Annotated in this window: 20 protein-coding genes; 12 read left to right on the top strand and 8 right to left on the bottom strand. The window is 68.3% G+C overall.

The window, feature by feature from the left end:
- Nucleotides 1–10: 10 nt before the first annotated feature.
- Complete coding sequence (locus KV110_RS09520) at nt 11–958, bottom strand: diacylglycerol kinase (RefSeq protein WP_218475216.1); 948 nt, start codon at nt 956–958, stop codon at nt 11–13.
- Complete coding sequence (locus tag KV110_RS09515) at nt 955–2,532, bottom strand: FAD-binding oxidoreductase (RefSeq protein WP_218478294.1); 1,578 nt, start codon at nt 2,530–2,532, stop codon at nt 955–957. The genes KV110_RS09520 and KV110_RS09515 overlap by 4 nt, the downstream gene beginning before the upstream one ends.
- A gap of 139 nt (nt 2,533–2,671) precedes the next feature.
- On the opposite strand from KV110_RS09515, the gene KV110_RS09510 reads away from it, so the two are divergent.
- Both KV110_RS09510 and KV110_RS09505 read left to right on the top strand, forming a co-directional pair.
- The gene (locus KV110_RS09510; RefSeq protein ID WP_218475214.1) at nt 2,672–3,301 is read left to right on the top strand and encodes a TetR/AcrR family transcriptional regulator; all 630 of its coding nucleotides are present in this window, start codon (nt 2,672–2,674) and stop codon (nt 3,299–3,301) included.
- Nucleotides 3,298–4,848, top strand: coding sequence for a glycerol-3-phosphate dehydrogenase/oxidase (locus tag KV110_RS09505; RefSeq protein ID WP_218475211.1), 1,551 nt, complete (start codon nt 3,298–3,300; stop codon nt 4,846–4,848). The genes KV110_RS09510 and KV110_RS09505 overlap by 4 nt, the downstream gene beginning before the upstream one ends.
- A 20-nt stretch (nt 4,849–4,868) precedes the next feature.
- On the opposite strand, the gene KV110_RS09500 is transcribed toward KV110_RS09505, so the two are convergent.
- A complete protein-coding gene (locus tag KV110_RS09500; RefSeq protein WP_393539111.1) occupies nt 4,869–5,423 on the bottom strand; it encodes a GNAT family N-acetyltransferase in 555 nt (184 codons plus the stop codon).
- Nucleotides 5,424–5,431: 8 nt separating this feature from the next.
- Nucleotides 5,432–6,103, bottom strand: a complete 672-nt coding sequence (locus KV110_RS09495; RefSeq protein ID WP_218475210.1) for a TetR/AcrR family transcriptional regulator — start codon at nt 6,101–6,103, stop codon at nt 5,432–5,434.
- A 163-nt stretch (nt 6,104–6,266) separates the two neighbouring features.
- Here KV110_RS09495 and KV110_RS09490 point away from each other — a divergent pair, with 163 nt between their 5' ends.
- Nucleotides 6,267–7,097, top strand: coding sequence for an NAD(P)H-binding protein (locus tag KV110_RS09490; RefSeq protein ID WP_218475208.1), 831 nt, complete (start codon nt 6,267–6,269; stop codon nt 7,095–7,097).
- Nucleotides 7,098–7,402: 305 nt separating this feature from the next.
- Nucleotides 7,403–8,647, top strand: coding sequence for an FHA domain-containing protein (locus KV110_RS09485; protein WP_218475206.1), 1,245 nt, complete (start codon nt 7,403–7,405; stop codon nt 8,645–8,647).
- Between the two features lie 107 nt (nt 8,648–8,754).
- Here KV110_RS09485 and KV110_RS09480 read toward each other — a convergent pair whose 3' ends face one another.
- Genes KV110_RS09480 through KV110_RS09470 form a run of 3 tightly spaced genes read right to left on the bottom strand, consistent with a single transcriptional unit; the run spans nt 8,755 to nt 12,067 of the window.
- The gene (locus KV110_RS09480; RefSeq protein WP_218475204.1) at nt 8,755–10,890 is read right to left on the bottom strand and encodes a serine/threonine-protein kinase; all 2,136 of its coding nucleotides are present in this window, start codon (nt 10,888–10,890) and stop codon (nt 8,755–8,757) included.
- A complete protein-coding gene (locus tag KV110_RS09475) occupies nt 10,887–11,723 on the bottom strand; it encodes a lamin tail domain-containing protein (RefSeq protein WP_218475203.1) in 837 nt (278 codons plus the stop codon). The genes KV110_RS09480 and KV110_RS09475 overlap by 4 nt, the downstream gene beginning before the upstream one ends.
- Nucleotides 11,720–12,067 (bottom strand): hypothetical protein, encoded by a 348-nt coding sequence (locus tag KV110_RS09470; protein ID WP_218475201.1) that lies wholly within the window; start codon nt 12,065–12,067, stop codon nt 11,720–11,722. The genes KV110_RS09475 and KV110_RS09470 overlap by 4 nt, the downstream gene beginning before the upstream one ends.
- A gap of 8 nt (nt 12,068–12,075) precedes the next feature.
- Between KV110_RS09470 and KV110_RS09465 the strand changes: the two genes are divergently transcribed.
- The 4 genes from KV110_RS09465 to KV110_RS09450 all read left to right on the top strand — a co-directional run bounded on the left by KV110_RS09465 (nt 12,076) and on the right by KV110_RS09450 (nt 16,905).
- Nucleotides 12,076–12,282 (top strand): hypothetical protein, encoded by a 207-nt coding sequence (locus tag KV110_RS09465; protein WP_218475199.1) that lies wholly within the window; start codon nt 12,076–12,078, stop codon nt 12,280–12,282.
- Between the two features lie 882 nt (nt 12,283–13,164).
- Nucleotides 13,165–15,459, top strand: a complete 2,295-nt coding sequence (locus KV110_RS09460; RefSeq protein WP_218475197.1) for an FdhF/YdeP family oxidoreductase — start codon at nt 13,165–13,167, stop codon at nt 15,457–15,459.
- On the top strand, nt 15,456–16,295 hold the full coding sequence (gene fdhD, locus KV110_RS09455) for a formate dehydrogenase accessory sulfurtransferase FdhD (protein ID WP_218475195.1): 840 nt from the start codon (nt 15,456–15,458) through the stop codon (nt 16,293–16,295). The genes KV110_RS09460 and fdhD overlap by 4 nt, the downstream gene beginning before the upstream one ends.
- 79 nt (nt 16,296–16,374) lie before the next feature.
- Nucleotides 16,375–16,905: a hypothetical protein gene (locus KV110_RS09450; RefSeq protein ID WP_218475193.1), complete on the top strand. Its 531-nt coding sequence runs from the start codon at nt 16,375–16,377 to the stop codon at nt 16,903–16,905.
- A 187-nt stretch (nt 16,906–17,092) separates the two neighbouring features.
- On the opposite strand, the gene mihF is transcribed toward KV110_RS09450, so the two are convergent.
- Nucleotides 17,093–17,407: an integration host factor, actinobacterial type gene (gene mihF, locus KV110_RS09445; RefSeq protein ID WP_029895202.1), complete on the bottom strand. Its 315-nt coding sequence runs from the start codon at nt 17,405–17,407 to the stop codon at nt 17,093–17,095.
- Nucleotides 17,408–17,959: 552 nt separating this feature from the next.
- On the opposite strand from mihF, the gene KV110_RS09440 reads away from it, so the two are divergent.
- The 4 genes from KV110_RS09440 to KV110_RS09425 all read left to right on the top strand — a co-directional run bounded on the left by KV110_RS09440 (nt 17,960) and on the right by KV110_RS09425 (nt 21,416).
- On the top strand, nt 17,960–18,337 hold the full coding sequence (locus KV110_RS09440; protein WP_218475191.1) for a nuclear transport factor 2 family protein: 378 nt from the start codon (nt 17,960–17,962) through the stop codon (nt 18,335–18,337).
- A gap of 192 nt (nt 18,338–18,529) precedes the next feature.
- Entirely contained in the window at nt 18,530–19,345 is an 816-nt protein-coding gene (locus KV110_RS09435; protein WP_218475189.1) for a hypothetical protein, read from the top strand.
- A gap of 119 nt (nt 19,346–19,464) precedes the next feature.
- Complete coding sequence (locus KV110_RS09430) at nt 19,465–20,676, top strand: hypothetical protein (protein ID WP_218475188.1); 1,212 nt, start codon at nt 19,465–19,467, stop codon at nt 20,674–20,676.
- A complete protein-coding gene (locus KV110_RS09425; RefSeq protein WP_343224173.1) occupies nt 20,607–21,416 on the top strand; it encodes a DUF3558 domain-containing protein in 810 nt (269 codons plus the stop codon). Before KV110_RS09430 ends, KV110_RS09425 begins: the two co-directional genes overlap by 70 nt.
- Nucleotides 21,417–21,446 lie beyond the last annotated feature (30 nt).

The raw sequence follows: 21,446 nt of genomic DNA, 5'->3' as shown, positions 1-21,446 counted from the left end.
CAACAGGCGGTCAGGGAACCAATACGGTCAGTGCCGCGGGGACAGCACGGATGGTGATCGGCAGGGTGCCCGCCGGTTCGCCATCGGCGGTCGCGGAGGCGCCGGGCGCAATCAGTGTGATTTCCGCGGCCCGATACTGCTTGACCTCCGGATGATTCTGCCGTTTCCCCGCGGACAAGGCGGGCAGCAGGCGCAGCATCTCCAGCCGCGACAGCGCGCCGACGACGGTGAGGTCGAGCAGGCCGTCGTCCATCGACGCGTCCGGGCAGATCAGCATGCCGCCGCCGTAGGTGCGGGTGTTGCCGACCGCGACCATCACGGCGTTCGTTTCCAGCACCGAACCCGCGCCGGGGTTGGTCAGGCCGTCGGTGACCGCACCCGACAGCTCCACCCGATAGGGCACGGTGAACCGGCCGGAGATCTCGGCCAGCGCCGCGACGGTGTACCGCAGCCTGCCCCTCGGCCAGCGCATAGCATTGGCGCGCAGGGTTACTCGGGCATCGAACCCGGTGCCGGTCACCGTGGCGAACCACATCGGCGAACCCGGTGCGTCGATCCGGCCGAGGTCGATATCGCGGGTGCGCCCGGCGAGCACGACATCGGCCGCCGCGACCGCGTCCTCCGTGGGTACGCCGAGCTCCCTGGCCAGGTCGTTGCCGGTGCCCGCCGGGACCATGCCGAGCGGCACGCCCGTCTGCGCGACCGCGGCAAGGGTCACGTTGATCAGACCGTCGCCACCGATGCAGACCACCGCATCGGGCTTGCCCTGTTCGATCGAATCCCGCACCAGCCGAACCGTTTCGGCGGCCGATGGGGCCCGCACCTCGATGACCTCGACCCCACGTTCCCGGAACCGTGCCATGGCCGCGCCCGCGACCTCGTGCCCTTTGCCGAGCCCGGCGAGCGGATTGGTCACCACGGTGACCGCACGCACGGCGCGGGTGGAATCCTGTGTCACGGGACCAGCTTTCCAGGGTTGAGGATGCCCGCAGGGTCCAATTCGGCTTTTACCGCACGCAATACGCGCACGCCGAGGTCGCCGATCTCGGCGGGCAGCCACGGCCGGTGGTCGGTGCCGACGGCGTGGTGATGGGTGATGGTGCCGTCCGCCGCCACGATCGCGTCACCGGCGGCCCGTTTCGCGGTGTACCACTGGGCAATCGGATCGTCGAGCTGCTTGGCGACGACGGTGAAGTACAGCGACGCACCGGTCGGGTAGGTGTGCGAGATGTGGCACATGACCAACGGCGGGGTACCCAGCCCAGCGAGCGAGTCGGTCAGTGCCGCAGTTACTTTCGCCTTCAGGTTGGCTAGGTTTGCCCAGGTGGTCGCGGTCTCCAGCGTCTCGCACAGCACGCCGACGTCCAACAGGGCATCGCGCATATATGGTGCGCCGAAGCGGCCGTGCTCCCATTCCCGAGCCGGTGTTTCCCCGAGGGCGGTCCCACCCGCCGCGGCGAACAGCGCACTTGCTTCGGCGCTGCGGGCCGCGACGTGCGCCTCGCTGCCTTCGAAGGTGGTGATGGCCAGGCAGCCGGACACCGCGTTGCCGCCGATATCGCTGGCGCGGGCCAAGTTGACACCGGTCTCCGCCTCGTCGGACAGGCGAAGCACCGTCGGTGCCGCACCTGCCTGCACGACCGAACGCAATGCGGCAGCGCCGGTTTCGAAGTCGGGGAACGACCAGCCTTGATAGGCAGTGGTTTCCGGTATCGGGTGCACGCGCACGGTGACCTCGGTGATCACGCCGAGTGCGCCCTCCGACCCGACGAACAGTTCGCGCAGGTCCGGGCCCGCCGCCGACGCGGGTGGGCGGCCGAGTTCCAGTGTGCCGGTGGGAGTGGCGATCTTCAGGCGCTGCACCATGTCGTCGAACCGCCCGTACCCGGCGGACGCCTGCCCCGACGACCGGGTGGCGGCAAAACCGCCGATGCTGGCGAATTCGAAGCTCTGCGGGAAGTGCCCGAGCGAAAGGCCGTGCGCGCCGAGCAGTTCCTCGGCGCGGGGGCCGGTGAGTCCAGCGCCGAGGGTGGCCATGCCGCTGACCGGGTCGATCCGCGACACGGTATCGAGCCTGCGCAGGTCCACCGCGATCACCGTGTCGAAGCGCCCGCGCACCGGATCGACGCCGCCGACCACGCTGGTGCCGCCGCCGAACGGCACGACCGCGATGGCGTGCTCGGCGCAGTAGGCCAGTACGGCGAGCACCTGGTCGTGATCGGCGGGGAAGACGATGGCGTCCGGCGCGTCCTGCGGTTCCGCTGCACGGCGGCGCAGCAGGTCGGGGGTGCTCTTGCCGCCCGCGTGCCGCAACCGGTGGCGGTGGTCGGCCGAGACGTTGTCCGCACCGACCACCTCGGCCAACCCGGCTCGCTTGGCAGGCGTGAGCGCCGACTCGCGCAGTGGCACGTCGCCCTCATCGCGGCGCGCCACCGGGTCGCCGGACACGCCGAACACCTGGGTCAGCAGGCCACGGACCTGCGCCGACAGCGGCTTGTGTCCGGCCGGAATGCCCCAGGCATCCCAGACCATACTCGCCGCGGCCCCGGTGACGTCCGGGTTTTCCGCCGGAGCCGATCCCTCGCCGGTGTACTTCTGCGTCTCGACCATGCGTTACAGTTTGACATAGAATGTCAAGCAGTAACGAACCCAACCTCCCCGAGGGGACCCTGTGACCGCTCCGGACGAGTCAGCCGACGACGCGCTCTCCGCCATTGATCTCGCGATCTTCGACGCCGCCCGGCGCTGCGTCGAAGAGTTCGGCGTGCGCCGCACCACCCTCACCGAGGTGGCGCGCCGCGCCGGGGTGAGCAGGCCGACCGTCTACCGGCGCTGGCCGGACACCGGCTCGCTGGTCGCCGAACTCCTGGTCCGCGAGTTGCGCGCGATCGTCGCCGCGACCATGCCCACCGCGGGCATCGGCCGCACCCGGCTGGTCGACGGCATCGTCGCGGGCGCCGCAAAGATTCGCTCGAATCCGTTGTTCGGCAAAATCTTCCGTACCGACACCGACCTGATGCTCACCTACGTCTTCGGCCGCCTCGGCCGCAACCAGCGCGCACTGATCGAGCTATTCGCCGCGGGCATCCGGGAAGGCCAGCAGGACGGCTCCATCCGCGACGGCGACCCGGAGCAATTGGCCACCATGCTGCTGCTGATCGCACAGTCCGCGGTCCAGTCGGCGGGCACGGTCGCCCCGCTGCTCGCCGGAGCCGACCTGGACACGGAATTGTCCCGCGCGATCGACGGCTATCTCGTTCCCACCGCAGGAACGACTCACTCCGGAAAGGCATTGCGATGACAGCGAATTCGGTGTCGAGGGGAGATTCCGCACTGAACGCGGACCGCCGCACCCGTGAGCTGCGGCAACTCGGCGACGAGCCGCAGACCGATGTCCTGGTGATCGGTGGCGGTGTCACCGGCGTCGGCGCCGCGCTCGACGCGGCCACGCGCGGGCTCCGGACAGTGTTGGTGGAGCGGCACGACCTGGCGTTCGGGACCAGCCGGTGGAGTTCCAAGCTGGTGCACGGTGGCCTGCGGTATCTGGCCAGCGGCCAGGTCGGCATCGCGCACGAGAGTGCTGTCGAGCGGGGCATTCTGATCCGCACCACCGCGCCGCATCTCGTGCGCCCGCTGCCGCAGCTGGTACCGCTGCTGCCCGGCATCGGCGCCGCGCAGAGCGCGCTCGTCCGGGTGGGTTTCCTGGCGGGCGATGTGCTCCGGCGCGGCGCGGGCACCCCCGCGGCGATCCTGCCCCGTTCCCGCCGGGTGGCGGCCGCCGAAGCGCTGCGGCTCGCCCCGACCGTGCGCCGAGACGGGCTGCGCGGCGGACTCCAGTCCTGGGACGGACAGCTCGTCGACGACGCTCGCCTGGTGGTCGCCCTTGCCCGCACCGCGGCCGCGGCGGGCGCGACCGTCCTGACCCGCGTGGAAGCCCTTGCCGTCACCGGCAATTCAGCCACCCTGCGGGACACCCTGACCGGCGAAACGATGACTATCCGAGCCCGCGCCGTCATCAACGCCACCGGCGTCTGGGCCGACGAGGTCGATCCCAGCATCGAATTGCGCCCGAGCCGCGGCACCCACCTGGTGTTCGCCGCCGAGTCGTTCGGCGGCCTCAGCGCCTCGCTGACCGTCCCGGTTCCGGGCAGCACCAGCCGTTTCGTCTTCGCCTTCCCCGCCGCGCACGGCCGCGTTTACCTCGGCCTGACCGACGAGGATGCCCCCGGCCCGGTGCCGGACAAACCGATACCCACCGACGGCGAGATCGACTTCCTGCTCGACACCATCAACACCGCCCTGCGAGAGCCATTGACCCGCGCCGACATTCGCGGCACCTACGCGGGCCTGCGCCCCCTGCTGAAGACCGCCGAAGACAGCACCGCCGACATCTCCCGCAAACACGCGGTCCTACCCTCCCCCTCTGGCGTCATCACCATCGTGGGCGGCAAACTCACCACCTATCGGCAGATGGCCGAGGACGTCATCGACGCCGCCGTCACCCGCGCCGGTCTCACCGCGGGCCCCTGCCGCACGAAGCGACTTCCGCTGGTGGGCGCGGTGTCCGGAGCCGCCCGCGACCGCATCGACGCCCCACCGGTCTTGATCGACCGTTACGGCAGCGAAGCGGCCACCATTCTTGCCGCCGCCCAACACAATCCAGCGCTCACCCAACCCGTGGCGCCCGGAATAGACGTCACCGCAGCGGAATTCCAGTTCGCCGTCACCCACGAAGCCGCCCTCGACGCCGACGACCTGCTCGACCGCCGCACTCGCATCGGCCTGATCGCCGAAGACCGCGTGGCCGCCACCCCCGCCGCGCTAGCCGCACTGGCCCCGGTCACCTAGCCGTCGAGCCCACGCCGGGCTCAGGTCTCCGAGACGCTTCCGTCGAAGGACCAGGAAGCCACCTCGGCGCGCATGGAGGCCCGCCGCCAGTCCTGCAGACCGTGGGCGGCTTCCGCGGCGCGAATCGCCTGCAGACCTGGCGTTTGCTCTTCGGCGGTCAGGTAGCGGAAGCCGAGGCGCTCGTAGTACGGCCCGTTCCAGGCCACGTCGGTGAAGGTGGTCAGGGTGATCGACGGCATCCCGTGGTCTTTCGCCCAGAACACCGCGTGGTCGATCAAGCGCTTGCCGATCCGTCGTCCCCGATGGTCGGGATGCACCGACACCTGGTCGATGTGGGCGACGCCGTCGACGACGCCAAGGACCAGGTAACCGATCGGATAATCGTCGTCATCGACCCAGACCCACGCGCGCCCGTCGCGCTGGTACTCGCGCAGCGTTTCCAACGAGGGTGGCTCATCCTCGGCTACGGCTGTCATACCGATTTCAGCGAACGGTTTTCCCGCCGCGATCTCGATATCCTGAAGGACTGGCAAATCGTCCTCGGTCGCCGGTCGGATCACGGACACGTCTTGCATCATAGAGTTCACCGGACCGGCGTGGCGAGAATGCCCTCGATCAGCACGCGAAGCGCCCATTGGGCGCGCGCGTCGCCGTCGCCCGCCATCAGGCTTTCCCGCATCGTCACGATCATCGGATAACGGTCGGCGGGTAACCCGGCGAACCGCTTCTCGACCTCGGCGAGGTGGGCTTCGGCGCGCATGCCCTTGGTGTTGTAGGCGCTCTGTTCGGCGGCGGCCGCGGTGATGTACAGGAACAGCAGGTCGACCGCCCACGAGTTGGTGCGCTCGTCCACCCCGCCCTCGGCCAGCAAGGCCAGCAGCCGGTCGATCAGCACGAGGGCGTTCGTCCCGGTCGGGATCGCACCGAGCGCGACGACCGCCAGCCCCTCGTGGCGGCTCATCGCCGCCACCGATGCCTGCACCAGCGCTACCAGCCGTTCCCGCCAGCTGCCGCCGGTCGGTTGCTCGATCGTGCCGAGTACGTGGTCGAGCATCGCGGCCATCAGGTCGTCGCGGTTGGCGACGTAGACGTAGAGCGAGGCCGCGCCCGTATCGAGGTCCTGCGCCACGCGACGCATCGTCAGTGCGGCCAGGCCCTCCTGATCCAGGATGCGCAGGCCGGTTTCGATGATCACCTCGCGACTGAGAGGTGCCTTCGCCGGGCGGGCTCGCCGACTGACTGGCGCTTCACTCATGGGCCGAGCATACGCGGTGACGAACATCGTTTGACACGAACGTCGTTCGTCTCGTAGGTTTTAGTTCACCGAACAACGTTCGTAACAAATGCGGTTCGGCGCCGGACTCTGTCTCCGACGATCGCCGTGCCGCAACCAATTCACCACTTCCAGAGGACTTCCCATGATTCTCATCACCGGCGGCCACGGCTCGGTCGGCACCAACCTGCTGGCCATGCTCCGAGCCGACGATCTCGCCGTCCGCGTCGGCTCCCGCCGACCCGAGCAGCTGCCCGCGGACGTTTCCGCGGTGACCTGCGATCTGACCGACCCGAGCACCTTCCCCGCGGCCCTCGCCGGCGTCACCTCGGTATTCCTGTACGCCGAGCCCAGCACGATCACCGAATTCGTCTCCGCCGCAACCGAAGCGGGCGTCGAACACATCGTGCTGCTGTCCTCGACGGCCGCGCTCAGCCCCGACGCCGCCACCAATCCGCTCGGAAAATTACATCTGGACACCGAGGTCGGACTCGCGGCCGCGCCGATGACCACGACCGTGCTGCGCCCTGGCACCTTCGCAGGCAATGCCCGTGCGTGGGCCGACTCGATCAAGGCAGGCAGTCCCGTCAGCCTCCCCTACCCGGACGCCTACATCGATCCGATCCACGAGCTCGATATCGCCGCGGCCGCCCACGCCGTGCTCACCAAGCCGGACCATCGCGGCGCCCAGCACGACCTGACGGGCCCCGAGGCGCTCACCTTCCGTCAGCAACTCGACCGCATCGCCGGAGTCACCGGGCAACCCGTTGTCATCGACCACGTCACCCCCGAGGCGTGGAAAGAGCAGATGCAGGCACACCTCCCCGCCGCCGTCGCCGACGCCCTCCTCGACCACTGGCGCCGCCACGACGGTGTCCCCACACCGCTCACCGACACCGTCGCCACCCTCACCGGCCACCCGCCCCGCACCTTCACCAACTGGATCGAGGACAACGCCGCAGAATTCACCGCCTGACCAGGGCATGGCCCCCACAGGTGCGCTACGCGGCGGCGGGGAGCGGCGAGATGGTGGCCACACTTGTGGACCTGGGCGAATGGGGCGAACACCGCATCGCCGGTTCGCGCGGCTGGTAGCCCGTTGCCGAGGCCGCGACCAAAACCTCGGCGGCACTTTTCAATTCGGCGCTCCACCGTTCGTACCGGGCAGGCACGACATGGCTTCCGTGCGCGTGCTGCCGCCCTTCGGCACGCCGGTCCCCCCGACGCACACGCTCTATGCTGGCTTCGAATGTCGGTAGTGCGCCGGGAAGGAGGGCGCGGGTGCGCAGCAAATCTTCCACCGTTGGTATCGCGCCGGGCCACGGCCATGTCGCACGCTTCGGTGGTGTCGTCGTCTATCTGGCTGGTGAAACCGCTTCCACCGACCGGATACTCGGCGCGATCGAGGCCGTCGCGGATACCGAACATCCTGGTGCCGCGCTCGCCCAGCGGCTGGCCGCGATCGTTTTCGGCAGCACCTCCGAACCGCCCCCGTTCGGCGTGGTGGCACCGACCGCCGACGGCACCCTGATCCTGCTGCGCGGACCGGTGTTCGCCGAGCTCAATGGCGCCGAAGGCACCAGACGACTGGACGGCGCACGCGCATTCACCTGGGTGGACGAGATCGTGCGCGAACCGCTGCGCCGCATCACCGTCGGCACGGACACCGGAACACCGCTGAAGGCACTGCCGCGCACCGACCTGCGCGCGGGCGTGGTTCCCGGCGGCGGCTTCGTCCTGCACGCCGCCGTGCGCCGTTCGGGCAAAGCAGCCAAGAGTTCCACCTCGCCGCGCCCTTCCGCCGCGTCGGTAGCGGAGCCGGAGCCCACCGCCGCCGCCGGTTTCGCCGCCACCCCCGAATCCACCGGCGCCGCCGACGCCGTAGCGGCACCGACCTCGGCCACCTCGTCGTCCGCGCGCTCATCCGCCCCAGCCCGGTCCTCTTCGACGGCGTCGCCCGCGGCAACCCGATCCGCCACGGCCGCGGTCCAACCCGCAGAATCGGCGAGGCCGCGGGTAAGACCGCGACCACCGGTCGGCAACGGGCCCGCCGACCGTCCGCTCGCCTGGTCCCAGGCCCGTCAGCCCCTCGGTCGCCCCGAACCCGTTGCGCTGCTGAAGCCTTCGGTGGACCGCATCATCCGCCCCGCCGCGCCCGAGCAGGGCAAGGCCGTCGGCATATTGACTCTCGAGGACGGCGCGGCCTATCCACTGGACCGCCCCTACGTCATCGGCCGCGGCCCGCAGGCCGACGACACCGTTCGGGCCGCCAAAGCCGCCCCCATCGTGATCCAGCGCGACCGTCACGTTTCCCGTGTGCACGCCTACGTCTCGGTCGACCGCGGCAAGGTCTTCGTCCGCGACGCCCCCGCCACCTCCGGCACCTTCATCGCCCCACCGAGCGCCGACAAGTGGACCCGAATCGGCTCGGCCCCAACAGAACTCCTCCCCGGCTGGAGCATCCGCATCAGCGATCGGGTATTCACCTACCGCAGCCCAGACGAGTCCGACGCCGACCACTCCTGACCAGAGCGAAGGTTCAGGCGGCGGGCAGCGGTGTCCTGCTGAGGAGTCCGACGCCGATCGCTTTGACCAAGGCGAAGGTTCCGTCAGCGGGTAGCCGTGGCCCCTGTTCAGGATTGTGGGCGTCGGCGAGCGCGGCGAAGGTAGCGGTGGCGCTTACCGATTCGGCGCGCACCGAGGGACGCGGCCAGTCCCGCGGCTGCGGCGAAAGCGGCGGACCCTGCGGTAGTAACCGTCGTGGGCGGATGCTCGAGCAAGATCCATGCCGCACCGACAAGCGCCACAGCGAGCAAGCTCGCGCTCACCGCGAGGCCGATACTGTTGGCGAATCCCCCACGCCCCCTGCGCAACCGGCGCATATTCGACTCGAGGTAGGCCAGGGAGAACAAGGCGAGGAGAACGACACCGGCAGCGGTCGCGGTGGTTGTCGGCCGCTGCGCGGTCTGCAACTCGACTCGCTCGGCGGCGATCGCACTGCCGTTCCGAAGCAATACCAGCTCTCCGGTAAGCGTCCCCGCCATCACGTATTGGTTGATCGGCGCGGGCAGCACGGCACCTTGATCTCCCGGTACGAACGGGACGGTTTCCCCACCGACCGGCACCCCGAGCACCGTCACCTTCAGCGAAGCGGCGTCGGCGTCTATTCCGTTCACGCGCAACGGAATCGGCTTCGCCAGATCCACGTCGACGGGCGTAGTGGCCGGATCGACACCACCGAGCGTGACCGCCCCCGGTGACAGATCACCGCCGATCGTCGGCGCGCCCAGCCCCAGCACGGCCAGCACCACCGCCGCCAAAGCGAGCACACCAGCAACCGCGAACGGCACCCGCGGCGACTCGAAGCTCACGACCTCCTGGATAGGCACCAGGTCCCGCCGATCGATCTCGGCCAGCGGAACACCACTGTCCGGCATCGCGTGCAGCGGCCGCACCCGCGTCACCGGCCCACGAAACGGCATTGCCCCGTGACCCCGAGGCCGAGGCCCGGCAGGTGGCCGGACTCCAGCAGGAGGCGAAGCACCGCCTGAGGGCCGAGCCCCCGCCGCCGGACGACCGCCGACCGGCGAGTGCGAACCCGGATGCCACGGCACCGTAGGCGGGGCGTCACCCGATGACGGCGGCGGCCCGGTCGTCGACCATGGCGCACTCGGTAGCGCAGGCCCGAACGGAGGCGGCGTCTTCTCGGATGGCATCTCGCCTTCGTCAGGTGTGGTCGCGAACCACGGCGTAGTCGGCGGGTCGGCGCCGGACGGCGGATAGGGCGGGCGCGGCGCTGGTGTCACCGGCGGTGTTCGAAGTTGACCTGCCGCCCGGCTCGGCGTCCGCCCACCCCCGGTAGCCGCCGCAACAATGGTGTCCGCCCCGATCACCGGAATACCAACCGGCGTAAGCCAATCCTCGCCCCAGCAGTAGGCGGCGGGCTGCGCGAGGGCAACACCGAAGGACTCGGCCGTGTCGAAGCGCTGAGCGGGATCGGTGGCCAGCCCGCGCATTACCACTGCGGCAATAGGTTCCGGCACACTCGGCGCGACCTCGCTGAGTGGGATCGGTTCATCGAAGGCATGCGCGAACAGCATCGCCAGCGGGCCGTCTCCCGGCGGGAACGGCAGCACTCCCGACAGCAGCTGATAAAGCATCGTGGCCAACGCGTACACATCCGTGGCAGGCGAAAGTTGTTGTCCCCGTGCCTGCTCCGGCGCGATGTAGGACGGCGTACCGATGATGTCGCCCGCCTTGGTCACCCAGGTCTCGTCCCCGCCGACGATTTTGGCGATACCGAAGTCGGTGAGCTTGATCGCCCCACCCGCCGCGAACATCAGATTGGCCGGTTTCACGTCCCGGTGCAGCACCCGATGCCGGTGCGCCGCTTCCAGTCCCGCCGCGCAGGACAGCGCGATCGCGAGGGCGGTCGCGGCATCGTAACCGTCGGTGGCGAATCGGTCGCCCACCGTGCCACCGGGCAGATACTCCATCACCAGCAGGCATAGGTCGTCGTGCTCCAGGTAGTCGAAAACCCGCACCACGTGCGGATGGTCGATCGCCGCGAGCACCCGCGCCTCGGCGACGAACCGGCGGCGAACCTGCGCGTCGTGTGCGAATTGCGCCGGAATCTGCTTGATCGCCACCGGCCTGCGCAGCTTGCGATGCATACCCGCGAGCACCACTCCGCACCCACCGCGCCCGACTTCGGTGCCGATGTCGTAGGCGGGCAGGGCCGCCCGTACCCGTTCGCTCTGCTCGGTCACTGCGTCGGTCCCCCGGCCGGGAACCGATAGGTGTCGGCCTCGGCGATCTCGTCCGCGTCCTCGACGTCATCATCGCTGTCCTCGTCCGGTTCCGGCGTCGGCGACGCGTAGCCGAGCAAGAACGCGACAGCCGCGGTAACTCCCGCGAACGCCAGCCACAGACTGGTGTCCGGCACCCACCACCGCGCCACCGACGCGGTGAACGCGAACACCAACCCGATGCCGATCCCCGGCGCGAGCAACCGCAACCCGCGCTGCCACCGGTTGGCCGAAAGCCGGTGCCGCGCAATCGCCAACGCCGCATCGGCGATGGCGAGCGCGGTGAGCACGATCAACGCGATCCCGAACAGCCCGTACACCGACCACAGCGACCCGCGCACATCGGTGACCACCGGGATCCCCGCGACCGCCGCACCTTCCGCCCGGTAGACCGCCAGCTCACCACCGATGAACCCGGTCGCCTGCCCCGCCAGGCCGCGCAATTCCAGCCGATACCGCAACGACTCGGATTGCCCCGGCGGAATGGTCAATTCGACGGCGGTGGAATAGGAAAAGAAGCTCAGACCGAGCACCCGGCCCGCGAGATCGACGTGCCGGATCTCCAGCGGCGCACTCGTATTGTTGGTCAACTCGATCGCGACCCGGATGGTGCTGCCCGGCTCGAGCCGCAACGGATCGCCCACCGAGGTGTCCGCGATGTCACGCTCGTCGATGTTCGCGGACATGTCGACCCCCTCGGGTCGCGCGCCCGCCTGCGCCGCGGTCCAGCCCAGCATCATCAACAGCAGCACTGCCCAGACAACAAGCCGAATGCCATGGCGACGACCGCTCATTCGCCCCTCCGCGCCGGTAAATGCGAGACGAGGCGATGGCCGTAATACCAGCCGCCGAGCAAGAGGAAGAACAGAATCACCGTCAGCGTCGATGTGCCCGCCCCCACGCTGCTGACCAGCACCACATCCAGCGGCGCGACCAGGGTGCGCCCGCATTGCGCCGTAACCTGATGCCTGCCGACGTCCACCGCGCCGGTGGTCAGCGGCACCTCGAACGCGCCATCCGCCGTCGCAACGGTCTTACCGACGGCGACGCCCCCGATGGCGACATCGACCGCGGCTTGCGGAGCACAGCCGTGACCACTGGCCTTGACATCGGTACCCGGCCCTACCGCCGAGGGCATGAGATCGAATGCGGCGGCGGGTAATTCAGGTGGTGCTGGTGGCGGAGGCGGTGGAATCGGTCCAGGCTCCGGCGGCCCTACTTGCGGCGTGCTCACCGGATTCCGCGGTGGCGCAACAACATCCGGTGTCCTGGGCGGCGGCGGGGGCGGTGGCGCCACCACCTCCGGCTCCGGCGGGACCACATCGGGCGGCTTGTCAGGTGGCGGCGGCGTGACAATGTCGGGTGGCTTGTCGGGCGGCGGCGGGGTCGTAATATCCGGCGGTTTCGGAACACTCGGCGGTATCCGCGGGCAGGTCGGCCCGTCCGGCCCGCCACACGGCTCGTGCGGCCTACGCGGCTGCGGTGGTGCGGGCGGCCTCGGCACCACCGGCCCATCGTGGGTCCCACTCCCCTCCGGTCGCGGAGGCGCATCGCGCCCACCACTGCCATCCTGCGGTGGTGGCGGGGGTTGCTGCGCCGGAGCGGGCGACCCCGATCCATCCCGCGTCCCGCCCCCATCTCGAGGCGGCGGCTGCGGACTCGTCGGCTGCCGCGCCGGAGCAGGCGCCACCGGCCCAACGCGGCTCTCGGTGTTGTTCAGTCGCTCCTCCGGCACCGGCCGCTGCGGTTCCACCACGGCCGTCGTCGGTTCCGCCGCCCCCGGATCCCCGGCCGCCACTCCCGGAAACCCGGCCAGTGCAACCACACAGACGATTCCGATACCGCCCGCGAGCACGCGTCTCGCGCGATTTCGTCCCACCTGCCGCCGCGCTGCGCCGGCACGCGCAGCAGCTGATGCCAGCGTCCCCATCGGCCATGCCTTCGCTAGGCGTACCTCCGCCTTCGCTCCGGCCGTGCGCGGGGTGATGACGGACTTCGTCCGACCGCTTCCATCTTGCGTGCGATCACTAGCATCGTAATGGTCTGTGCGCCAATGCGGAGGCAACTCGAACGGTCCCGCCCTCGGCTATTCCCCAGTTAGATACCGCGCAGTACCCGGCTATGGTCAGCGCCGAACCGCCAGCGTGTTCCGCACCCGCGACGCCCCGAGTGCATACCATCGAAGTAGCTGGTCCGCTGCCGACTCAGACACTCGCGAAGAGGACAATACGAACTATGCACCGTAATGGGCCGATCCAGGACATCGATGAGTCCTCGCTAACCGTGACCCCGCCGAAAGAGCAGGCCGCGGGTGTCACCGCGGTTGCGGTGTCGCTGAAACGCGCGGTCGATGAGATGGGCGTCATCCGCACCGCCCGCACGCTGGCTCGGGTCAATCAGGTGCACGGTTTCGACTGCCCCGGCTGCGCGTGGCCGGAGCCGTCCGGTCATCGCCGTCCGGCCGAGTTCTGTGAGAACGGCGCGAAGGCGGTCGCCGAGGAGGCGACGCTGCGCACGGTCACACCGGAGTTCTTCGCCGCCCATTCGATCGACGAGCTGGCGGACAAGTCGGGCTACTGGCTCGGCCAGCAAGGCAGGTTGACCCATCCGATGGTGCTGCGTCCCGGCGACACCCATTACTCCTCTATCGCCTGGGACGACGCCTACCGGTTGATCGCGGATCACTTGGGCGCCTTGGCTTCTCCCGACGAGGCCGTCTTCTACACCTCCGGCCGCACCAGCAATGAGACGGCGTTCCTCTACCAGCTGCTCGTCCGCAGTTTCGGCACCAACAATCTGCCGGACTGCTCGAACATGTGCCACGAGTCCTCGGGCGCCGCGCTGGTCAGCTCGATCGGCATCGGCAAGGGTTCGGTGTCGATCGATGACTTCGCCGCCGCCGATCTGATCATCGTCGCAGGCCAGAACCCCGGCACCAATCATCCGCGGATGTTGAGCGCGCTGGCGGACGCTAAATCCAACGGCGCCAAGATCGTCGCGATCAACCCGCTGCCCGAGGCCGGGCTGCTCAATTTCCGTGATCCGCAGACGGTGCGGGGCTTCACCACCGGTGTTGCCATCGCCGACGACTTCCTGCAGATCCGCCTCGGCGGCGACCTGGCGTTGTTCCAGGGCCTCGGCAGGCTGCTGTTCGAGGCCGAGGACCGCGCACCGGGCACCGTGGTGGACCGGGAGTTCGTCGACGCCAACTGCGCGGGCTTCGACGAGTACGAAAAGCAGGTCCGCGCGGTAGATTTCGACGCGGTGCTGGTGGCGACCGGTCTGACCAAGGCCGAACTCGACCGCACGGCAAAGCAATTGGCCGAATCGAAGAACATCATCATCTGCTGGGCCATGGGCTTGACCCAGCAGGCGCACGGCGTCGCCACCATCGAGGAGGCGACGAACCTGCTGCTGTTGCGCGGCATGATCGGCAAGCCGGGCGCGGGCGTCTGCCCGGTGCGCGGGCATTCGAACGTGCAGGGCGACCGGACCATGGGTATCTGGGAGAAGATGCCGGATGCGTTCCTCGACGCGCTGGACCGGGAGTTCGGCATCACCAGCCCGCGCAAGCACGGCTTCGACACGGTCGACGCCATCCGGGCCATGCGAGACGGGCGCGCCTCGGTGTTCTTCGGGATGGGCGGCAACTTCGTCTCGGCTACCCCGGATACCGCGGTCACCGAGGCCGCGCTGCGCAATTGCGCGCTGACCGTGCAGGTTTCCACCAAACTCAACCGCAGCCACGTGGTGCACGGCAAGACCGCGCTGATCCTGCCCACCCTGGGCCGCACCGATCAAGATCTGCGAGATGGCATGAAACAGCAAGTGTCGGTAGAGGATTCGATGTCGATGGTGCACTTGTCGACCGGCCGACTCAAGCCGGTGAGCAAGCACCTGCGCAGCGAGGTCGCCATTGTCTGCGATCTCGCGCTGACCCTGTTCGGCGCGGACCACCCGGTCCCGTGGGCGCGCTTCCGCCGCGACTACGACACCATCCGCGACGCCATCGCCAGGGTCGTGCCGGGTTGCGCGGACTACAACAAGCGGGTGCGCGCCCGCAACGGGTTCGTCCTACCGCACCCGCCCCGGGACAGTCGCGAATTCCGCACCAGCACCGGCAAAGCCAACTTCGCGGTGAACGAGCTGACCTGGACTCCGGTCCCCGAGGGCAAGCTGGTCCTGCAGACGCTGCGCAGCCACGACCAGTACAACACCACCATCTACGGCCTGGACGACCGCTACCGCGGCGTGCACGGTGGTCGCAAGGTGGTGCTGGTGCACCCCGACGACATCACCGCCCTCGGTTTCGCGGAAGACGAACTCGTCGACGTGGTTTCGGAGTGGACCGACGGTATCGAGCGCAGGGTCAAGGGTTTCCGGCTGATCGGCTACCCGACCCCGCGCGGCAACGCGGCGGCCTACTATCCCGAGACGAATCCCCTTGTCCCGCTGGATCATGTCGCGGCGCGGTCGAACACCCCGGTGTCCAAGGCGGTCACCATCAGACTCGAGCGGGGCCAGCCATGAGTAGAGTCACTGCCCGTCGCAGGATGCGCCGGATCTCGCCGGCCGGCGAGGTCCAGCGGCCCGACACGCTGGCCGTCGAGGAGCCGTTGGAGATCCGGATCGGCGGGCAATCGCTCGCCATCACCATGCGCACGCCGGGCAACGATGTCGACCTGGTGCACGGATTCCTGTTGAGCGAGGACATGATCGGCGTCGCCGAGGAGATCATGGCCGCCCGCTACTGCGCGGGCACCGACGTCGAGGGACGGCAAACCTACAACGTCCTCGACCTCACGCTGCGCAACCCGGGCCCGGTATCGACCCGCAACTTCCTGACCACCGGCGCTTGCGGTCTGTGCGGCAAGACGGCGCTCGACGAAGTACGCACCCGCACCCGCTACCCGATCGCCGAGGGCGGCCTGCTGGTGGACACCCGGGTACTCACCGGTATGCCGGACACGTTGCGCACCAGGCAATCCCTGTTCGAGGCGACCGGCGGCCTGCACGCCGCGGGACTGTTCACCGCCGACGGCACGGCCCTCGCAGTGCGCGAGGACATCGGCAGGCACAACGCCGTGGACAAGGTGATCGGCTGGGCGCTGCGCGAAAACCGCGTTCCGGTACGGGATCTGGTACTCATCGTGAGCGGTCGCGCTTCCTTCGAGCTGGTCCAGAAGGCGGTGATGGCGGGCATTCCGATGCTCGGCGCCGTCTCGGCCCCCAGTTCGCTCGCGGTCGATCTCGCGGCCGAGGCGGGTTTGACGCTGGTCGGTTTCCTGCGCGGCGACACGATGAATGTCTACACGCACCCGGATCGGCTCGGCACGGAACCGAACCCGACATCGTTGCTGGCCTGATCGCCCCTTGCCCGGACCGGATGTCCGTTTTACCGTGACAGCACGTATTCGGCGAGGTTCGGCGAGAACGGAGGGACCGATGCGGTTTTCGGTGGAGGGCACGCAAGAGGGGCTACGCGTGCGGATGCGGTTCGAACAGCACCGCCGACGCCTGCTGCTCACCAGGATCGCCCTGGCGATCTTGGCCGTTCAGGGCGCCATCGTGGGCCTGTGGGCGACCTTCGCGCCGCACTCGTGGTACACCAGCTTCCCCGGTTTCGGGATGCAATGGATTTCGCCGGACGGCCCGTTCAACCACCACCTGGCAGGCGATGTCGGCGCGTTCTTCCTGGCGCTGACCGCGGTGACGATCACGGCACTGGTCCTCAACACCACCTCGGCGGCCCGCATGGCGGGCATCGGCTGGCTGACCTTCAGCGTGCCGCATTTCATCTACCACGTCTTTCACCGGCCCGAGGCAATGAGCGGGGTCAGTCTCACCCTCAGCCTCCTCGGCGCCGCGCTCCTGATCGTGCTCGGCCTCGCCTGCCTGCTCCTGCCGCCACGCGGCGATATCCCGATGACCGACCCCGCACCGCTCAACGTCCGATTCCCGCGCCGCCGACGCTGAGCGAACCGGTCGACCGACGACAACGCCCCACAGCCCTTGTCGGCGCTGTGGGGCGTTTGAACTGTCTGTGCGGCTGGGGGCTGAGCTACGTCGTCCGGACCGCGAGCAGGCGGTCCTTCGCGAGGCAGAGCCACGCCACCGACGCGAGTGTTCGGTCCCCGGTCGAACCTGCGGACTGGGGAGTCCGTCAGTCCTTCAGGGCGTCGAGCAGCGCCGCACGCTGACGTGCGCCGAGCCCGCCGATACGACGATCCTCCGGGATCTCCGCCTGATCCATCAGCTTGGCGGCCTTCACCGGACCGACACCCGGCAGAGCCTTGATCACCGCGGCGACCTTGGTCTTCTTGACCAGCTCATCAGAGTCGGCCTTCTTCAGCAGGTCGGCGACCGAAACCTTGCCCGCCTTCACCTTGCCGATCAGTTCGGAGCGCGCCTTGCGGACCGCTGCCGCTTTGGCCAACGCCTCAGTGCGCTGCTCCGCGGTCATGGTAGGCAGTGCCATGTCTCCTCCGCTTCCACTCGTCACTCGAACATCTGGTTGACCGGACCGAGTAAACAGCACTTCACCGGCAGCGCAAGGCCGACACACCGGGACCGGTACGGCGGAGTTAGCGATGAGTTTCCTGGCTGGACGCCGACGAACGCAGTAATCGGCGCGCACACAACGGGCAAAGCGGACAAAAAGACCCACCGGTCGGAACGCTGAAGAAGTCACACCGGCGCGGTAACGCCGCGGTTCGCCCGAGCGACAGAATCTACGAAAGCATCAGCGCGGGATGAAGGTTCAACGGCGAACCACGGGGGATCAAAGACGATCCCCGACACCGGGCGCGATCGAGTTTTCGGGTCGTCACCGTATCCCTCCACGCGGATGCCGACACCAGCACAGCGGCTGCGGGGGCATTCCAACTTTCGGGGGGATTCCCAACGGCTCGAGCCACATCGATCGCCGTGGACAGCGCAACGACAGCGCGGAACCGATCCTTGACCGCCCCCGCCGCTGTGCTGCTAATCTGCCGAATTAGAACAGGTTCCAATTCGGTAGGAGTTTTCGATGACCCAGCAGATCCGCGATGCGGTCGAGCAGTACGTCAAACTGGTCGGCTCCGGCCCGACCGAGGCCGTCGTCGACCTCTACGCCGCCGATGCGACCGTCGAAGACCCGGTGGGCACCCCGGCCCGGCACGGGCACGCCGCCATCCGGGAGTTCTACGACGTGATCGCCGCGCTCGACCGGGAGACCGAGCTGCGACCGGAGACCGTGCGCATCGTGGGCAACGAGGCCGCCTTCATGTTCACCATCGTCACCAAGGTCGGCGGACAGCGCTTCACGTTGTCGCCGATCGATGTGATGGAGTTCGACGACGCGGGCAAGATCACCCGCATGCGCGCGTACTGGAGTCAGGAAGACATGGCCATCGAACCCGAGTGACTCGCCGATATTTTCGGCGCAGTTGACGCTCCAGCGTGCTTTCGGCGCGCGGAATCGACTATGAAGAGTAGGTGTCGACGCCACCTGTCCGCTACCCTCGCAGCGAGCTACTACCCAGCTCCCGGTGAGCGGGCAGCCCGGCGTCTTCCGATTTGTCGAGTTCCGTTCAGCCCATCCACATTTGGAGCCCGCATGCCCGACGAACACCCCTTCGACGAAGTCGCGCAGTTGGCAAGGCGGGTCGAGCGGGCCCGCGGCCGCCTGGCCTACCAGTTCGATCCCGCGCTGACCGAGGCGCTGGCCGAAGACGAGCTGGAGGCCGAGCGCGAACTGGCCGAGCGCATCCGCACCCAGGACCGCGGCCAGCGCTGGAAGTACGCCGAGGCCGTGTCCGCCGCCGCCGACCGCGCCCGGCAGACCAAAGAAGCCATCGAAAAGGCCGACATCCGCGATCTGCTGATGGCACGCAAAGCCATTGCCGCGCAGCGCCGCGAATCCAGCCCGCACGCCCAGCTGGCCTCGCTGTACCGGCACCGCGCCTGGTCGCTGCGCGCGCTGGCCGGCGTCGTGATCGCGGGCATGCTGTGGTCGGCCGTCAACGTGCAGCACAACATCGCGCCGGACGGCATCACCGACCCGCTGTACTGGTTCAGCTACCTGGTCGAGGCGATGATCAGCGTGTGCCTGGTCATCATCATGATCGGCACCACCAAGCTGGCCGAATGGGGCGTGCTGAACAGTCGCACCCAGGTCGTCGCCGCCGAAATCGTCTTGCTCGCACTGACAATCGGGCTCAATACCTACCCGCACGTCAAGGACGCCCGCTGGTTCGACGCGGGCGTGCACGCCGTGGCACCGGCGATGATCGGCGTCGCGCTGCTCACGCACAATGCCGCGAGCGCGCGGTACAGCCAAGCGATTACCCGCGCCACGGAGCACATTCGGGAGAACCCGGACTTCCCGCGGCCACGGCAGGAAGGGCCGATGATGAGCACGGCGCGCGGGTGACCTGCGGGTTCTGATCATCGAATCCACGAACGTGCGCCATGGCCGAGCCTAGCCAGTAGTAGCCGCTCGATCTGAGTGGGTGGACGGGCAACGTCTCACATTTCAGGGGGCCTGTCGAAGTGAAAGATCAGCAGCCTCGGCCGTCCACCGGGGACTTGGTCACGGCCTGGCTCGTGTATGCCCTCGCGGTCGGGATCGGCGTGTTCGCGACCTGGATCGCCCCCTTTACCGTGATGTTCACCGACGGCTGTTCGTATCACGAGTGCCGAGAATGGTTGGTGCCCTGGTCACTTGGCGTGACCTTCGTCGGCGTCGGCAGCACGCTGCTCGTGGCCGGAGTGATGATCGTCGTCGCAGGACGCCGGGGTCGGCCCCCGTTCATGTGGGCAATGACCGCCCTGGGCGGCGTCCTCATTTCAGCCTGCGGCGGACTGGCTTTGATGAACGCCGCGGCCAGCGATCCGCGACCGGACCTCGGCCGGCAGTCGACGCAAATCGAAGCGGCCCTCGAGCGGATGCCCGGAGTCCAACACGCCTCCACCGGGACCGGATTGTCGTTCTCAGCCGTCATCGTGCTGACCCAGGAGGCCTCCGCCGAACAGGCGAAGGCGGTGGTGCAGACCTTCCGCGACCAAGTGGCGGGGCCGGAATTCCATTCGTGGGACATCGATATCCAAGTCCGTCGAGGTGACACCGGCGGCTCCTTCAGAGCGGGGAAGGCCGGGCTCGACTCCGCGGCGGAGCGCGTCGCGCGCTGGCTCGCGCTACGGGCCACCTTTCCCGGATACGAGGTGGACTGGATTTACCACACCGGATATCGCGGCAAAACGGGCGATATCGGAGTGGGCGATATTTCACTGAACCTGTTGAGCGAGAACGACTTCAACGCCGTCGGCGAGGCGTACGGACGCCTGGCACGCGAGTTCCCTGATCTATCAACCGCTCGGTGGGAGGTAAAGCCATCGGAGCGCGGGACCGGGTTTCTACAAGCCAATGGCAGGTACCCGAACGAGCTCGAACTCTCCGTCTGGAATCGACTCAATGTTGACCAGCACACGCCCCACTCCGTTCGGATGACCACCGGATCCGCGATCATCGAACAGCTCGACTCGTCGCGCCCCAACGACGCGGAGCTGCTGGCCGAGCAGCATCTCCCGATCGTCGCCGAACTGGGCGCACCCATCCGCTACACCGCCGCCCGCGACCTCAGCGGCACCTTCGGCGAAAACCCCACCGCGCCGCTCAACATCACGATCGGTGGATGCACGTCCCGTGCGTACCCGCCCAGCCCGGCCGAGCAGACACTCGCGGAACGTTACGAGAAGTGCTGATCGGTGGTGGAATGTTCCGGGTTGTTGCGGCGCGCGAGTGGTCGGCGGTACGGTTTGCCCAGGTAACGGGGGTGGGCACCGGGGCGCATCCACCTCGGATGGATTTTGGACACCGGCGGTTAGGGGAACGGATGGCCAGCAGGGGGAACAAGCTGCGAGGTATCGCCCTGGTAGTGGGTGTGGTGCTGGCGTTGGCGGGGTGTGGGGACTCGACTGATGGGTCGCCTACGGCGACTGGGGGGCCGAGTACGACAACGAGCGCCACTGGGAAGCCTTCGACCGCGACTTCCGTGGACGCGGCGATTTGGGATCCATGTACGGCACTGCCGGATGATGCGTTGCGGGCCGGTGAGCTCAACCCCGAGACCCGCACCAAGGATGTCGCAAAGATCGACCCGACAGGCTGGAAAGTCTGTGGCTGGCGGTCAGCCGCCAAGTGGTACGACCTGGGGGTTTACTCCGGTGAACCCACGCTGCAGGCGATCCGGGAGCGTCAGGACCTAGAGGGCTTCACACCAGTGACGGTCGGCGGACGTCCAGCATTACGCTTCTTGTTCGTCGATGACGCAAAGCGACTCGATTGCGGCGTAGCGGTCGAGGTCCCTCAGGGGACAGCCTCAGGGACAGTGGCGTTTCTGGTCACCACCAGGTACTCGGTCGGCAAGCTCGGGGAGCCCTGCGATCAAGCCACCCGGCATGCGAACGATTTTGCAAAGTACCTGCCCGGCGGAGGGAACTGAACCATGGACCCAGCTGCTCCACAATCGGAC

The sequence above is a fragment of the Nocardia iowensis genome (assembly GCF_019222765.1).
GTDB lineage: Bacteria > Actinomycetota > Actinomycetes > Mycobacteriales > Mycobacteriaceae > Nocardia > Nocardia iowensis.
The sequence above is the reverse complement of the archived record's forward strand: the minus strand, read 5'-3'. Positions and strand labels throughout refer to the sequence as shown.

Bases quoted from the DNA above. Each gene is read 5' to 3' on its own strand.
- KV110_RS09465 (WP_218475199.1), top strand. From the start codon at position 12,076: ATGCGGCGGCGGGTAATTCAGGTGGTGCTGGTGGCGGAGGCGGTGGAA.
- KV110_RS09450 (WP_218475193.1), top strand. From the start codon at position 16,375: ATGCGGTTTTCGGTGGAGGGCACGCAAGAGGGGCTACGCGTGCGGATG.
- KV110_RS09440 (WP_218475191.1), top strand. From the start codon at position 17,960: ATGACCCAGCAGATCCGCGATGCGGTCGAGCAGTACGTCAAACTGGTC.
- KV110_RS09515 (WP_218478294.1), bottom strand. From the start codon at position 2,532: ATGGTCTGGGATGCCTGGGGCATTCCGGCCGGACACAAGCCGCTGTCG.
- KV110_RS09475 (WP_218475203.1), bottom strand. From the start codon at position 11,723: ATGAGCGGTCGTCGCCATGGCATTCGGCTTGTTGTCTGGGCAGTGCTG.
- KV110_RS09425 (WP_343224173.1), top strand. From the start codon at position 20,607: ATGCACGTCCCGTGCGTACCCGCCCAGCCCGGCCGAGCAGACACTCGC.
- KV110_RS09460 (WP_218475197.1), top strand. From the start codon at position 13,165: ATGCACCGTAATGGGCCGATCCAGGACATCGATGAGTCCTCGCTAACC.
- KV110_RS09490 (WP_218475208.1), top strand. From the start codon at position 6,267: ATGATTCTCATCACCGGCGGCCACGGCTCGGTCGGCACCAACCTGCTG.
- KV110_RS09505 (WP_218475211.1), top strand. From the start codon at position 3,298: ATGACAGCGAATTCGGTGTCGAGGGGAGATTCCGCACTGAACGCGGAC.
- KV110_RS09435 (WP_218475189.1), top strand. From the start codon at position 18,530: ATGCCCGACGAACACCCCTTCGACGAAGTCGCGCAGTTGGCAAGGCGG.
- KV110_RS09470 (WP_218475201.1), bottom strand. From the start codon at position 12,067: ATGCCCTCGGCGGTAGGGCCGGGTACCGATGTCAAGGCCAGTGGTCAC.
- mihF (WP_029895202.1), bottom strand. From the start codon at position 17,407: ATGGCACTGCCTACCATGACCGCGGAGCAGCGCACTGAGGCGTTGGCC.
- KV110_RS09495 (WP_218475210.1), bottom strand. From the start codon at position 6,103: ATGAGTGAAGCGCCAGTCAGTCGGCGAGCCCGCCCGGCGAAGGCACCT.
- fdhD (WP_218475195.1), top strand. From the start codon at position 15,456: ATGAGTAGAGTCACTGCCCGTCGCAGGATGCGCCGGATCTCGCCGGCC.
- KV110_RS09500 (WP_393539111.1), bottom strand. From the start codon at position 5,423: ATGCAAGACGTGTCCGTGATCCGACCGGCGACCGAGGACGATTTGCCA.